The following is a 14,319-nucleotide window of genomic DNA, read 5'->3' on the forward strand; positions in this document are numbered from 1 at the left end:
TCAGAGCCTCTTGGCCATGCGCGGGTCGAGCGCATCGCGCAGCCCGTCGCCCAGCAGGTTCACGGCCAGCACGGTGATGGACAGGAACAGCGCCGGGAAGAAGACGATATAGGGCTTCACCTGCCAGAGGGCGCGGCCCTCCGCCATGATATTCCCCCAGGACGGGATGATCGGCGGCGTGCCGGCGCCGATGAAGGACAGGATCGCCTCCGTGATCATCGCGCTGGCGCAGATATAGGTGGCCTGCACGGTCAGCGGCGCCAGCGTATTCGGCAGGATGTGGCGCAGGATGATCATCGGCGTGCGGGTGCCCGAGGCGATGGCCGCATCCACATAGGGCTGCTCCCGCAGGCTCAGCACCACGCCGCGCACCAGGCGGGAGACACGGGGGATTTCCGCGATGGTGATGGCCAGCACCACATTGCCCACGCTGCCGCGGGTCAGCGCCATCAGCGCGATCGCCAGCAGGATGGAGGGGATGGACATCATGCCGTCCATGATCCGCATGATGATGCCATCCGCCACCCGGATGAAGCCCGAGATCAGGCCGATGAACAGCCCGATGGCGCTGGCGCAGATCGCCACGGCGAAGCCCACGGTCAGCGAGACGCGGGCGCCGTAGAGCACGCGCGAATAGATGTCGCGGCCCAGCATGTCGCTGCCGAACCAGAACTGCGCGGAAGGTTCACGGGTGCGCAGCGCGGGCGCCAGCGCGGTGGGGTCCTTGCTGGTCAGGAAGGGCGCGAAGACCGCGATGAAGACCATCAGGAAGATCAGGAACCCGCCGATGGCGATGGTGGGATTCCGGCGGATGAAGCCGAGGACGCCACGCCGCGCGCGCACGGGCGGCATGATGTCCGGCATCGGGACGGCGGCGTTCACCCCGGGGGGGAGAGTGGTGGTGCTCAATACCGGATCCTCGGGTCGAACAGGGTATAGGCCAGGTCGATGGCAAGGTTGACCAGCACATAGACGAAGCTGAACAGCAGCACGACGCCCTGGATGACCGGGTAGTCGCGCCGCAGGATGGCATCCACCGTCAGGCGGCCGAGGCCCGGGATGGCGAAGACGCTTTCCGTCACCACGGCGCCGCCGATCAGCAGCGCGATGCCGATGCCGATGACGGTGATGATCGGCACCGCCGCATTCTTCAGCGCATGCACGAAGAGGATGGCGCGCTGGCCGAGGCCCTTGGCCTTGGCGGTGCGGACATAGTCCTGCTGCAGCACCTCCAGCATGGTGGCGCGCGTGATGCGCGCGATCAGCGCGATATAGACGGAGCCGAGCGCGATGGCCGGCAGGATCAGGTTCTGCAGCCAGGGCCAGAAGCCGCGCGCGAAGGGCGTATAGCCCTGCACCGGCAGCAGGTCCCATTCGAGGGCGAAGAAATAGGCCAGCACATAGCCCACGACGAAGACCGGCACGGAGAAGCCGAGCACCGCGAAGCCCATCACCGCGCGGTCGATCAGCGTGCCCTGCCGCCAGGCCGCCACCACGCCCATGGGCACGGCGATGGAGACGGCCAGGATCAGCGTCACGATCATCAGCGAGAGCGTCGGCTCGATGCGCTGCTGGATCATGGTGCTGACCGGCAGGTTGGTGAAGATCGAGACGCCGAGGTCACCCCGCAGGATGTCCCAGACCCAGGTCCCGAACCGCACCAGATAGGGGCGGTCCAGGCCGAGGCTGGCGCGGATGCGCTCCACATCGTCCGGCGTTGCCTGGTCCCCCGCGATCACCGCGGCCGGATCGCCGGGCGCGAGATAGAGCAGGGAGAAGACGAACAACGCGACGATCGCCATCACCGGGATGGTGGCGAGGACTCTTCGGACAATATAGGCGAACATCCGCTTCTCAGACCTTTCTCAACTCAGCATGCAACTCAGGTCTTGCTGACGCCCCAGACGAAGGGAATCGGCCCCTTCACCACGCCGGAGACGTTCCGGCGCCAGGCCTGGTAGCTCAGGAAGAAGCCGGTCGGTGCATAGACCACTTCCTCCATCGCCGCACGATTCAGCCGCCCGATCGCCGCACGCTCCTCCTCGAGCGTCGAGGCGGCGTACCAGTTCGGCACCTCCGCCTCCACCGCCGGGATATTCGGCCAGCCGAACCAGGCGCCGTCGCCATTGGCGCGCACGGCATTGTAGCTGGCCGGGTTGATGGCATCGGCGCCGGCATGCCAGGTGTGGAACATGCTCCAGCCGCCCTGGCCGGGCGGGTTCTTCATGGCGCGACGCTGGCCCGTGGTGCCCCAGTCGGTCGCCACGAAATCCACGTTCATGCCCATGCGCTTCAACAGGTCCGCCGTGACATCGCCCAGCGCCTTGGTGATGGGCTGGTCCTGCGCGACGACACAGGTGACGGGTTCGTTGTTATAGCCCGCCTCCGCCAGCAGTCGCTTGGCCCCGTCCAGGTTGCGCGGCCCCTTCAGGATATCGCCGCCTTCCTCCGTATAGAGCGGCGTGCCCGGCGTGAAGAAGCCCGGCAGCGGCTTCCACAGATTGGCGTCGCTGCCCACCAGGGCGGTCATGTAGTCTTCCTGGCTCATCGCCATCAGCACGGCGCGGCGGATGCGCACGTCGTTGAAGGGCTTGTGCAGGTGGTTCATGCGGAAGCTGCCGATATTGCCCAGCGGGTCCGCGATATCGACCATGATGTTGCGGTTGCGCCGCAGCAGCGGGATCAGGTCCGTGATGGGATTCTCCCACCAGTCCACCTCACCATTCTGCAGGGCGGAGGAGGCGGTGGCCGGGTCCGGCATCACCACCCATTCCACGCGGTCCACCAGCATGCGCTTGCCGCCGGCCAGCCAGCTCGCCGGCTCGTTGCGCGGCACATAGCCGTCGAACTTGCCGAAGACGGCGCGCGCGCCCGGCACCCATTCGTCGCGCAGGAAGCGCATGGGGCCGGAGCCGACATATTCGTTGATCTGGGTGAAGCTGTCGAAGCGGGTCGCGATCCGCTCCGGCATGATGAAGCACATCGGCGTGGCATTCTTGCCCAGCGCCATGGTCATCTTCGGGAAGGGCACCTTCAGCGACCAGCGGAAGGTCAGGTCGTCCACCGCCACCAGCTCGTTCTGGATGGTGCGCAGCAGCTGGCCCATCGGGTCGCGCGGCATCCAGCGATTGATGGAGGCGACGACGTCGCGCGCACGCACCGGCTCATTGTCATGGAAGCGCAGGCCGGGGCGCAGCTTGAAGGTCCAGACCAGGCCGTCCGAGGAGGTGGTCTCGCCTTCCACCATCTGGCGCTGCGGCACCAGCTTGTCGTCGAAGCCGTAGAGCGTGTCCCACACCAGGACGGAGGCGTTGCGGACGACGTATTGCGTGCCCCAGATCGGGTCGAAATTCGCCAGGTTGGCCTGCGGCACGAAGCGCAGGGTGCGCGCATTGGCGCCCTGCGACAGCGCCGGCGCGGCGGTCCCGCCCCCGATGGCGGCCGCGGCGCCGGCCGCGGCACCGGTCTTCAGAAACGACCTGCGATCCATCTTCTCAAACCCCTTGCCCCAGCCGCCCTTATTCCGGGCAGACTGCCTTATCCCTGTGCGGCGCGCCAGCATCCCGAACCGTTCATCGGTGGGTTGCGCGCCTGGCATCGTTGCGGTGCACGCGCCGTGCCAGCGGCGGGGTCAGGCGCGCCGCACGCCCCAGAACAGCGCGGGCCCGCCCTTCACCACGCCCGCCAGGCTGCGGCGATAGGCCATGCGCGGCAGCACCTGGCCGAGCGGGATGAAGGGCACCTCCTGCCAGACCACGCGCTGCATCTCCGCCGCGATGCGCTTTTCCGAATCCAGGTCCGGCGCTTCGAACCAGGCCTCGCGCAGTTCCTCCAGGCGCGGGATGGTGGGCCAGCCGGCCCAGGCCGCGGCGCCATGGCCGCGGATCGGCTGGTGGCTGCCGGGGACGGAGACATCGAAGCCCTCCCAGGTCGTGCAGAAGGCGCTCCAGCCGCCCTGCTCCACCGGGCCGCGATTGGTGCGGCGCTGGATATGGGTGCCCCAATCCATCGCCTGCAGATCCACGTTGAAGCCGATGCGCGTCAGCAGATCCGCCGCCACCACGGACAGGTTCTGCAGCACCGGGATATCCGTGCCCGAGAGCATCGCCACGCGCTGCCCCGCATAGCCCGATTCGCGCAGCGCGCGCTGGGCGGCGGCCAGGTTGCGCGGGCCGGAGAGCACCTCCAGCCCCGCATCATTGGCGAGCGGCATGCCCGGCGTGAAGGCACCGGCCGGCACGCGGGACATCTCGGGATCCGTGCCGATGGCGGCATCCATGAAGGCGCGCTGGTCCAGCGCCGGCAGGATGGCGCGGCGCACCGCGACATTGTCGAAGGGCGGATGCAGGAAGTTGAAGCGCAGCACGCCAAGATTGCCCGCGCCATTCACCAGGTCCACGACGATGTCGCGGTTCCGGCGCAGCAGCGGCAGCAGGTCGGAGAGCGGCGTCTCCCACCAATCCACCTCGTTGTTCTGCAGCGCGGCGGCGGCCGTGGAGGGATCCGGCATCACCCGCCATTCCACGCGATCGAAGTGCACGGGCTTGCCGCCCGCCATGAAATCGGTGGGCTCATTGCGCGATTCGTAGCCTTCAAAGCGCGCGTAATGCACACGGTCGCCGGCGCGGAATTCGTCGCGCAGGAAGCGGAAGGGCCCGCTCCCCGTAAAGTCCTGGATCTGCTGGAAGGGGTCGGTCTGCGCCACGCGTTCCGGCATGATGGCGCAGATATTGGCCGACGGTTTTCCCAAGGCGAAAGCCAGGCCGGGCCAGGCCTTCTTCATCCGGATCTCGAAGCGCGAATCGTCGATGGCGCGCATGCCGTCCAGCAGCCCGTCCAGCCGCTGGCCCAGCACGTCCCGCTTCGACCAGCGCGCGATCGAGGCCACACAGTCCCGCGCCAGCACCGGCGCGCCGTCATGGAAACGCAGCCCGGGCCGCAGCGTGATGGTCCAGCGCCGGCCCTCCTCGCTGATCTCATGCCCCGCCGCCATCTGCGGCTTCGGCTGGAAATCGGCGCCCAGGCCATAGAGCGTGTCGTAGATCATCAGCCCGTGGTTGCGCACCACCACGGCGGTCGACCAGACGGGGTCGATGTTCGAGAGATTGGCCTGCGGCACGAAGCGCAGCGTGCGCGCCGCCACCTGCCCCGATGCCAGGCGGGGCGCGACCAGCGCCGCACCTGCCGCACCGAGCACGCCACGCCTGGTCGCCTGCATCATGGGATCAGCCCTTGCCGATGTTCCAGAACACGGTGGCCGGCGCGCGGAACACGCCGGTGACATTGCGGCGCCAGGCGCTCGGCTGCCAGTAGTAGCCGAGCGGGATGTAGTACATCGATTCCATCGCCTTGGCGTTGAGCTGCTCCGCGATGCTGCGGCTTTGCGCCGGGTCGCCGGTCTGCACCCATTCGCCGCGCAGCCGCTCGATCTCCGGCTCATTCGGCCAGCCGAACCAGGCGGCATCGGCATTGGCGCGCAGGAACAGGTGGTAGACCGGCAGCGCCAGCGACTGGCCGGAGGAGGTGGTGTGGATGATGCTCCAGCCGCCACGCTCCACCGGCTCCTTGCTGGCGCGGCGCTGCACCAGCGTGCCCCAGTCGGTGGAGACCACCTCCAGGTTCATGCCCATCCGCGTCAGGATATCGGCGGTGACCAGCGACAGCGCATTGATCTGCGGATAGTCGCCCGGCGCGATCAGCACCACCTTCTCGCCATTGTAGCCGGCCTGGCGCAGCGCGGCCCTGGCCCGCTCGATATTGCGCGTCTTCAGGATCTCGCTGCCGCTCTCATTCGCCAGCGGCGTGCCGCAGGTGAAGACACCCTCGCAGACGCCCCAGCCATCGGCATCATTGCCCGCGACGGCGCGCAGATAGTCCCGCTGGTCCACCGCCATGGCCACCGCCCGGCGAATGGCGGGGTTGTTGAAGGGCGGCTGCAGCGTGTTGAAGCGGCAGACGCCATAGGTGCCATCCAGCAGCCGCTGCTGCACCACCAGCTCCCGGTTCCGGCGCATCAGCGGCAGCAGGTCGTGCAGCGGATATTCCCAGTAGTCCTGCTCGCCCTGCATCATCGCATTGGCGCTGGTGGCGGGGTCCGTGATGATGGTCCATTCGATACGGTCGATATTCGGCCGCCGCCCGCCGGCCAGGCCATCCACCGCCTCGCTGCGCGGCACGTAGCGCTCGTTCTTCGCCCAGACGGCGCGCTGGCCCGGATTCCATTCGCCGGGGACGAACTTGAAGGGACCGCTGCCCACCGTGTCGCGGATCTGGGTGAAGGCATCCGTCGCGGCGATGCGCTCCGGCATGATGAAGCAGGGAAACTGCGTCTGGCCCAGCGCCATGGTCAGCAGCGGCACCGGCCGGTGCAGGCGGAAGCGGAAGCGGCGGTCGTCCAGCGCCTCCACCTCCGCCACATTGGCCGAGAGCACCTGCATGAAGGGATCGCGCCGCGCCCAGCGCTTGATGGAGGCGACGCAGTCCTTGGCCAGGACCTTCTCGCCATCATGGAAGGCCAGCCCCTCCCGCAGCACGAAGGTCCAGCTGAGCTGGTCGTCGGCGACGGTCCAGCCTTCCGCCATCTGCGGCTTGATCTCGCCGTTGCTGTCCTGCGCGCAGATCTGGTCATACAGCATGAAGGCGTGGTTGCGGGTGACCACCGCCGTGGTCCAGACCGGATCCACCGAGGTGAGGTTCGCCTGCGGGATCACCCGCAGCACGCGCTGCGCGCCACCCTGCGCCAAGACTACGCTGGGGGCCGCCACCGCCGCGGCCGAGGCCGCCATCAATCCACGCCGTCCGATCATCTGCACGTCCCTTCCTGGGTTGTCGCCGATCAGTCCCGCTTGATGCCCCAATAGAGCGCCAGCCCGGGCACGCGGCCCGAGAGGTTGCTGCGCAAGGCGGTCAGCGAGAGGTAGGCGCCGACGGGGATATAGGGCAGCTCATCCATCGCCACTTCCTGCATCTCGCGGCCCAGGCGCTGCTCGGCCGCGACATCCGGCGCCTCGAACCAGGCGTCGCGCAGCTCCTCCAGCTTCGGAATGCTGGGCCAGCCGAACCAGGCGCCGGCGCCATTGCCGCGCAGCGGGAAATGCGCCGCGGGATTGGCGAAGTCGAAGGAGGAGAAGCTGGTGAAGAGCATGCTCCAGCCGCCCGCCGAGATCGGCTCGCGCGAGGCGCGGCGCTGCACAGTGGTGCCCCAGTCGGTCAGCACGATATCCGCGTTGAAGCCGAGGCGGCGTACCAGATCCGCGCCCACCTGCGTCATGGCGGAGGGTGCCAGGATATCGGTCGGGCCGATCAGGCGCATCGGCTCGTTGGTGTAGCCGGCCTCGCGCATCAGGGCCTTCGCGCGGTCGATGCTGCGCGGCCCCATCAGCGGCGCCATGCCGGCATCGTTGGCCAGCGGCGTGCCGGGGGTGAAGAAGCCGGTCGCCGCGTTGAAGTGGTTCGGGTCGGTGCCGACGATCGCCTGCATGAAGTCGGACTGGCTGATCGCCGGCAGCAGCGCCTGGCGCATCTTCTTGTCGTTGAAGGGCGCGTGCAGGTGGTTCATGCGCAGGATGCCGGTCAGCGGCAGCGGGTCGATCGCCTCGATCTTCACGTTACGGTTGCGGCGGAGCAGCATCTGGATCTCGGGCGGCGGCTGCTCGTACCAGTCAATCTCGCCGGTCTGCAGCGCCGCGGCCGCCGTCGCCGCATCCGTGATGATGTGCCACTCGACGCGGTCGAAATTCACGATCTTCGGGCCCGCCGTCAGGCTCGGCGTGCCGGTCGAGACGGGCAGGTAGTCGGGGTTACGCGTATAGACCACCATCGAGCCGGAATTGTATTCATCCGCCTTGAAGCGGAAGGGCCCGCTGCCCACCGTCTCGCGGATCTGCGTGAAGGCATCCGTGCTGGCGATGCGCTCCGGCATGATGAAGGCCGGGCTGTTGGAGACCTGGCCGAGCGCGGCAAACAGCAGCGGGAAGGGTCGCTTCAGGCTGAACTGCAGGCGCTTGTCATCCAGCGCGGAGACCTCCTCCGTCAGCGTCGCCAGCTTCTGGCCGAAGGGGTTGCGCTTCATCCAGCGCGTCACGCTCGCCACGACATCCTTCGCCAGAACCGGCGTGCCGTCGTGGAAACGCAGACCCTCGCGCAGCGTGATGATGATGCGCTTGCCGCCATCCTCGGACACATGGCCCGCGGCCATCTGCGGCTGCGGGCGGAACTGCGCGTCCAGCCCATACAGCGTGTCGTAGATCATGTGCCCGTGGTTGCGGGTGATATTCGCGGTGGTCCACACCGGATCGAGGCTCGTCAGATTCGCCTGCGGCACCATCTTCAAGACGCGATTCTGTGCCGGCTGCGCGATCGCGACGCGCGGCAATGCGGATGCGCCCGCCACAGCCGCGCCTGCCTTCAGCAGGTCCCTGCGAAGCATACCAGTCTCCCGTTCAAGCCTTCCTGAGAACGGATCAGACCAGCCCTGGCCGCATCCCGCAAGCCGTAACCGCTTGGGAGGGGCGCCCGCGCACCCCTCCCCCGCGCCGCACTCAACCGCGCTGCACGTTCCAGAACAGCGGCAGGCCCTTCAGCACGCCGGTCAGGTCGCGGCGATAGGCGGTCGCCTGGAAGTACTGGCCGAGCGGCAGATAGGGCACTTCCTGGAAGGCCACTTCCTGGATCTGCCGGCCCAGCGCCTGCTGCGCCGCGAGGTCCGGCGCGTCGAACCAGGCGGCGCGCAGCTCCTCCAGCCGCGGGATGGTCGGCCAGCCGAACCAGGCCTGCTGGCCATGGCCGCGCAGGCTCTGGTGCACGCCCGGGTTGAACATGTCGAGGCCCGACCAGAAGGTGAAGAACATGCTCCAGCCGCCGCGCTCCCCGGGCTCGCGGCTCGCGCGCCGCTGCACCACGGTGCCCCAATCGGTGGAGATATAGTCCACATTCATGCCGGCGCGCCGCAGCATGTCGTTGCCCACCTGCGCCAGCGCGTTCAGCGAGGGGAAGTCGGAGGCCGCGATCAGCGTCACCTTCTCCCCGTTATAGCCGGCCGCGGCCAGATCGGCCTTGACCTTGTCCATGTTGCGCGGGCTGGTGATGGCCTCGAGCCCGGCATCGGAGGCGAGCGGCGTGCCGGGTGGGAAATAGCCGATGCCCTCGCGCCACAGGCTGCGATCCGTGCCGATCACGGCGGTCATGAAATCCGCCTGGTTGACGGCGCCCAGCAGCGCGCGGCGCACCGCCGGCTTGTCGAAGGGCGCGTGCAGGTGATTGAAGCGCGCGATCGCCAGCAACCCGGTCGGGTCCGGAATCTCCAGCACCACGTTGCGGTTGCGGCGGAGCACCGGCTGCAGGTCGCCGGTCGGCTGCTCCCACCAATCCATCTCGCCATTCTGCAGCGCGGCCGCCGCGGTCGCCGCATCCGGCGTCACATGCCACTCGACGCGGTCGAAGCGCGCCACCTTCGGCCCGGCGGTCCAGCTGGCCTCGCCACCCGTGCGCGGCACGTAATCCGCAAAACGCTCATAGACGATGCGGGCGCCTGGCACGCGTTCGCCGGCGACGAACTTGAAGGGCCCGCTGCCGATCAGGTCGCCGCGGATCGGCGTCGCCGGGTCCTGGCTGGCCAACCGCTCCGGCATCATGAAGGCAACGGGCGTGGAAGGCTTGCCCAGCGCCTCGAACAACAGGGGAAAAGGCTTCTTCAGGCGGAAGACGATGGCCTTGTCGCCGGAGGCCGCAAGCTCATCCGTCTGCGTCATCAGCACCTGGCCCAGCGCATCCCGCGCCGCCCAGCGTCGGATGGAGGCGACGCAGTCGCGCGCCGTCACCGCCGTGCCGTCATGCCACTTCAGCCCGTCGCGCAGGGTGATGGTGACGCGCTTGCCGTCATCCTCAACCGTATGGCCCGCCGCCATCTGCGGCTGCGCCTTGTAGTCGGCGTCGAAGCCGTAGAGCGTATCCCAGATGAGATAGGCGTGGTTGCGCGTGACATAGGCGGTGGTGACGATGGGATCGACCACCGCCAGGTCCGCCTGCGGGATGAACTTCAGCACGCGGGACGCGGCGGAGGTGCCCTGGCCGAAGGCGGGCACCCCGAGGGTCGAGGCGCCCAGCGCCGCCCCGGCGCCGGTCAAGAGGTGGCGTCGCAGCATCTTGTCTCATCTCCAGACGTTGGGGCGCTTCGAGGCGCCGCATTGGATCACGCGGCACCGCGCCGCCCCCGCCCCTCAAGGGAACAGGCTTCCCGGGCGCGATGCAAGGCCCGCAACAATCAGCCGGGACGATGGCCGAAGCCCAAAACGGGGTCCGCCGCGGTCTCGATCCAGACGGCCTTGGACTGGGTATAGGCGGCCAGCGCCTCCGCGCCCGAGGACCGGCCATGGCCGCTGGCGCCGAAGCCGCCGAAGGGCACGGAGACATGGATGGTGCCGTAGCCATTCACCCAGAAGCTGCCCGCCCGCACCCCCGCCGCCACCCGATGCGCCCGGCCGAGGTCGCGGGTCCAGACCGCGCCCGCCAGGCCATAGGGGGTGGCATTCGCCAATGCCACGGCCTCCGCCTCCTCCTCGAAGGGGATGGCGGTGACGACGGGGCCGAAGATTTCCGTCTGCGCCGCCTGCGCGTCGTTCGACAGGCCGGCGAGGATGCTCGGCATCACCCAGAAGCCCTCCTCCGGCAGGGCCTTGGCCCGGGGCGCGGCCAGCAACTGCCCCCCCTCCGCCACCCCGGCCGCCAGCATCGCCGTCACATGCGCGAATTGCCGCGCGGTCGCGACAGGCCCGGCCTCCGTCGCCACATCCAGCGGATCGCCCATCCGGATTCTTGCGGAGGCCCTGGCCAGCAGCGCCACGAACTTGTCGTGGATGGACCGCTGCACCAGAAGCCGGGACCCGGCGACGCAGCTCTGGCCCGAACTCGCGAAGATCGCCTGCTGGGCGCCCTGCACGGCGGCCGGCAGGTCGGCATCGGCGAAGACGATATTGGCGGACTTGCCGCCCAGCTCCAGCACGCAGGGGATCATCCGCGCGGCGCAGGCGGCGGCGATGCGGCTGGCACTCGCCGCGCCGCCGACGAAGGTCACCATGGCGACCTCCGGCGCCGCCAGCAGCGCCTCCCCGCTCGTCGCCCCCAGCCCCGCCACCACCTGCACCAGCCCGCGCGGCAACCCCGCCTGCACGGCCAGCAGCGCGAAGGCGAGCGAGGTGAGCGGCGTGTATTCCGAGGGCTTCAGCACCACCGCATTGCCCGCCGCGATGGCCGGCAGCACGTTCCAGCCGCAGGTGAAGATCGGCGCGTTCCAGGGCGTGATGGCCAACACCACGCCCATCGGCTCCCGCCGGATGATCACGGTATGGCCGGAGGGCACGGGCACGGTCCGCCCCTCGATCTTGTCGCACCAGCCGGCCCAGTATTCCGCCATTTCCGCCACCCGGGCCACCTGCGCGCGGCAGTCGCGCAGCGGCTTGCCGGCATTCGCCGATTCGAGGCGGGCCAGGGATTCGGCATTGGCGCGCAGCAGCGTGCCGAGCTTCCAGATGCGGCGCCCGCGCTCCGCCGCGCTCAGCGCCATCCAGTCCCGCTGCGCCCGCGCCGCGCCTCGCGCCGCCTCGCGCGCCACTGCCGCGCCGGCATCGGCGTAATCCGCCATGGCCTGGCCTGTGGCAGGGTCCTGCAGGGTGATCGGGGCGCCCTGCCCCTCCGTCACCTCGCCCTGCAGCACGCTGCCGATGCGCCCGCCGAGCAGCCGCGCCACTTCTTCCGCCAGCACCGCCTTCGCGTCGAACATGCTCATGCGCCCCCCAGGATGGCGGCGGGCACCCGGTTGAAATCGGCGCCGTCCGGGACCTCGCTCGCCTCCCATCGCGCCACGGCCGCCTCGCAGGCAATTGCGCGCCGACATCCCCCGCCAGCGCCTGCGCCAGGCGCACATCCTTGCGCATCAGCCCCGCGGCAAAGCCCGAATCGAAGCCGCCCGGCAGGATCCAGCGCGGAAAATTCACCTCGGTCGCGGCGGAGCGGCCGGAGGCGGCGTTGATCACCGGCAGCAGCGCCTCCGGCGCCACCCCGGCCAGCGCGCCGAGGCGCAGCGCCTCCCCGGCCGCGGCCAGATGCGTCGCCACCAGCAGGTTGTTCACCAGCTTGGCCACCTGCCCCGCCCCGGCCCCGCCGACATGCACCAGCCGGGTGGCGACCAGCGCCAGCGCCGGGCGGGCGCGCTCGATCGCGGCCGCCTCCCCGCCCAGCATCATGGCGAGCGTGCCGGCGGCCGCCCCGGCCGGACCGCCGGAGACCGGCGCATCCAGGTAGTCCACCCCCCAATCCGCCGCCGCGGCGGCGAAGCGCCGCGCCGCCTCGGGGTCCAGCGTCGAGGTATCGGCCACCACCGCCTGCTTCGGCAGCGCCGGCAGCAGGGCCAGCAGCACCTCCTCCACCGCCCGGTCCTGCGGCAGGGAGAGCAGCACCACGGGCGCCGCCACCGCGGCGACCGAATCCGCCACCTGCACGCCGAGGGCTTGCGCCGCGGCACGGCGGCCGGCATCGAGGTCGAAGCCGGAGACCGTCACCCCCTGCGCCACCAGCCGCCCGGCCAGGCCCAAGCCCATCTGCCCCAGCCCCACCACGCCGATCCGCATCCGCCAATCCCCTTCGGTCACGGCGCCGAGGCTCGCAGCCCCCCGCGACGCCGGCAAGCTGCCGCCTTTTGGTCACGCTGCCATGGTTTGACGATCCCGCCGGACGCACCACCTGCCGAGATCCCGCCGAGATATGGAAACGACATGCCCGCAAGCACCGCCAGAACCCTGATCGCGCGCCTGGGGTCGCAGCGGCGGGACGGGCTGCTGCAGTTCCTGCGATTCGGCGTGGTGGGCACCGTGGGATTCCTGGTGGACACGGCCGTGCTCTATGCCGGGCTGGCGCTCGGCCTCGGCCTCTATTCCGGCCGCGCCCTTTCCTATGTCGCGGCGGCCAGCACCACCTGGGCGCTGAACCGCGCCTGGACCTTTCGCGACGCGCCTCGGGCGCCCCTGGCGCGGCAATGGGTGATGTTCCTGCTGGTGAACCTGGTCGGCTTCGCCTGCAACTACGGCACCTATGCCGCCCTCGTCGCCTTCCTGCCCTTCGTCGCCGCCCATCCGGTGCTGGGCGTCGCGGCCGGCGCCATTGCGGGTCTGGCGGGCAATTTCTTCCTCTCGCGCCGCTTCGTCTTCCAGGCCGCGGCGGCATGAGCCCCCAATCGGGCGCTGCCCCGCGCGTCGCGGTCCTGATCCCCTGCTACAACGAGGAGGTGGCGATCCCGCGCGTGGTGGCCGCCTTCCGCGCCGCCCTGCCCAACGCCGCCATCCATGTCTATGACAACAACAGCCGGGACGGCACGGTGGCCGCCGCGCAGGCTGCCGGCGCGCTGGTGCGGCGGGAGCCGCAGCAGGGCAAGGGCCATGTGGTGCGGCGGATGCTGGCCGATATCGAGGCCGATTTCTACGTGCTGGTCGATGGCGACGACACCTACGAGGCCGCCGCCGCGCCCGCGATGCTGCGCCTGGCCATCGAGCAGAAGCTGGACATGGTGACCGGCACCCGCGTGACGCAGGACCAGGACGGCGCCGCCTACCGCCCCGGCCATGTGCTGGGCAACCTGGTGCTGACCGGCATGGTCCGCGTGATCTTCGGCAACCGCATCACGGACATGCTCTCGGGCTACCGCGTCTTCTCCCGCCGCTTCGCGAAATCCTTCCCGGCGCTGGCGGAGGGCTTCGAGACCGAGACCGAATTCACCGTGCATGCGCTGGAGCTGCACATGCCGGTGGGCGAGGTGCCCACCCCCTATCGCGCCCGGCCGCCCGGCAGCACCTCCAAGCTCAATACCTGGCGCGACGGCTTCCGCATCCTGGGCGCCATCCTGCTGCTGGTGCGGCGGGAAAGGCCGCTGCCCTTCTTCGCGCTGGCCGCCCTGCTGCTGGCGGGCACCGGCGTGGTCCTGTCCATCCCCGTGCTCCAGACATTCCTGGCCACCGGGCTGGTGCCGCGGCTGCCCACCGCCGTGCTCTCCATGGGCCTGGTGCTGCTGGCCTTCCTCGCACTCGCCTGCGGGTTGATCCTGGACACCGTAACGCGCGGCCGCATGGAAGCAAAGCGCATGGCCTATCTGGCGATTCCGGCGCCGGACTTCGGGCCGGAGGCGATTTACACGGGCGATCCTTCCGGTGATCAAACAAGCGTGGGCCGACAGCTTTCCTAGGGAAGTTTAACCCTCACGTTTGTTTGTTCGTTGACGACCGCATGCTAGGAGCCTGGGGGACTGAGTTCTCCGCCGTCAGCCGGCCATCCGTA

The 14,319-nt window shown here is 69.4% G+C and carries 10 protein-coding genes and 1 pseudogene; 2 read left to right on the top strand and 9 right to left on the bottom strand.

Features of this window, described 5'->3' with window-relative positions; genetic code table 11:
- From ACTIF1_RS03680 to ACTIF1_RS03720, 9 genes and pseudogenes are all read right to left on the bottom strand, one after another.
- The gene (locus ACTIF1_RS03680; protein ID WP_439595023.1) at positions 1–909 is read right to left on the bottom strand and encodes an ABC transporter permease; all 909 of its coding nucleotides are present in this window, start codon (positions 907–909) and stop codon (positions 1–3) included.
- Complete coding sequence (locus ACTIF1_RS03685) at positions 906–1,847, bottom strand: ABC transporter permease (protein ID WP_439595024.1); 942 nt, start codon at positions 1,845–1,847, stop codon at positions 906–908. The genes ACTIF1_RS03680 and ACTIF1_RS03685 overlap by 4 nt, the downstream gene beginning before the upstream one ends.
- Before the next feature lie 35 nt (positions 1,848–1,882).
- The gene (locus tag ACTIF1_RS03690) at positions 1,883–3,490 is read right to left on the bottom strand and encodes an ABC transporter substrate-binding protein (RefSeq protein ID WP_439595025.1); all 1,608 of its coding nucleotides are present in this window, start codon (positions 3,488–3,490) and stop codon (positions 1,883–1,885) included.
- A gap of 141 nt (positions 3,491–3,631) precedes the next feature.
- Positions 3,632–5,218, bottom strand: coding sequence for an ABC transporter substrate-binding protein (locus ACTIF1_RS03695; protein WP_439595312.1), 1,587 nt, complete (start codon positions 5,216–5,218; stop codon positions 3,632–3,634).
- Between the two features lie 7 nt (positions 5,219–5,225).
- Positions 5,226–6,806, bottom strand: a complete 1,581-nt coding sequence (locus ACTIF1_RS03700) for an ABC transporter substrate-binding protein (protein ID WP_439595026.1) — start codon at positions 6,804–6,806, stop codon at positions 5,226–5,228.
- 29 nt (positions 6,807–6,835) lie between these two features.
- Positions 6,836–8,428, bottom strand: a complete 1,593-nt coding sequence (locus ACTIF1_RS03705; RefSeq protein ID WP_439595027.1) for an ABC transporter substrate-binding protein — start codon at positions 8,426–8,428, stop codon at positions 6,836–6,838.
- 112 nt (positions 8,429–8,540) lie between these two features.
- Positions 8,541–10,142, bottom strand: coding sequence for an ABC transporter substrate-binding protein (locus tag ACTIF1_RS03710; RefSeq protein WP_439595028.1), 1,602 nt, complete (start codon positions 10,140–10,142; stop codon positions 8,541–8,543).
- Positions 10,143–10,261: 119 nt separating this feature from the next.
- Positions 10,262–11,782, bottom strand: coding sequence for an aldehyde dehydrogenase family protein (locus ACTIF1_RS03715; RefSeq protein WP_439595029.1), 1,521 nt, complete (start codon positions 11,780–11,782; stop codon positions 10,262–10,264).
- A 145-nt stretch (positions 11,783–11,927) separates the two neighbouring features.
- Positions 11,928–12,623: pseudogene (locus ACTIF1_RS03720) on the bottom strand (NAD(P)-dependent oxidoreductase); the annotation flags it as partial.
- 144 nt (positions 12,624–12,767) lie between these two features.
- Between ACTIF1_RS03720 and ACTIF1_RS03725 the strand changes: the two are divergent.
- Positions 12,768–13,217 (top strand): GtrA family protein, encoded by a 450-nt coding sequence (locus ACTIF1_RS03725; protein WP_439595030.1) that lies wholly within the window; start codon positions 12,768–12,770, stop codon positions 13,215–13,217.
- Positions 13,214–14,227 (top strand): glycosyltransferase family 2 protein, encoded by a 1,014-nt coding sequence (locus ACTIF1_RS03730; protein WP_439595031.1) that lies wholly within the window; start codon positions 13,214–13,216, stop codon positions 14,225–14,227. The genes ACTIF1_RS03725 and ACTIF1_RS03730 overlap by 4 nt, the downstream gene beginning before the upstream one ends.
- Positions 14,228–14,319 lie beyond the last annotated feature (92 nt).

Source organism: Falsiroseomonas sp. (assembly GCF_051860665.1).
In the GTDB taxonomy this organism is placed as follows: domain Bacteria; phylum Pseudomonadota; class Alphaproteobacteria; order Acetobacterales; family Acetobacteraceae; genus Falsiroseomonas.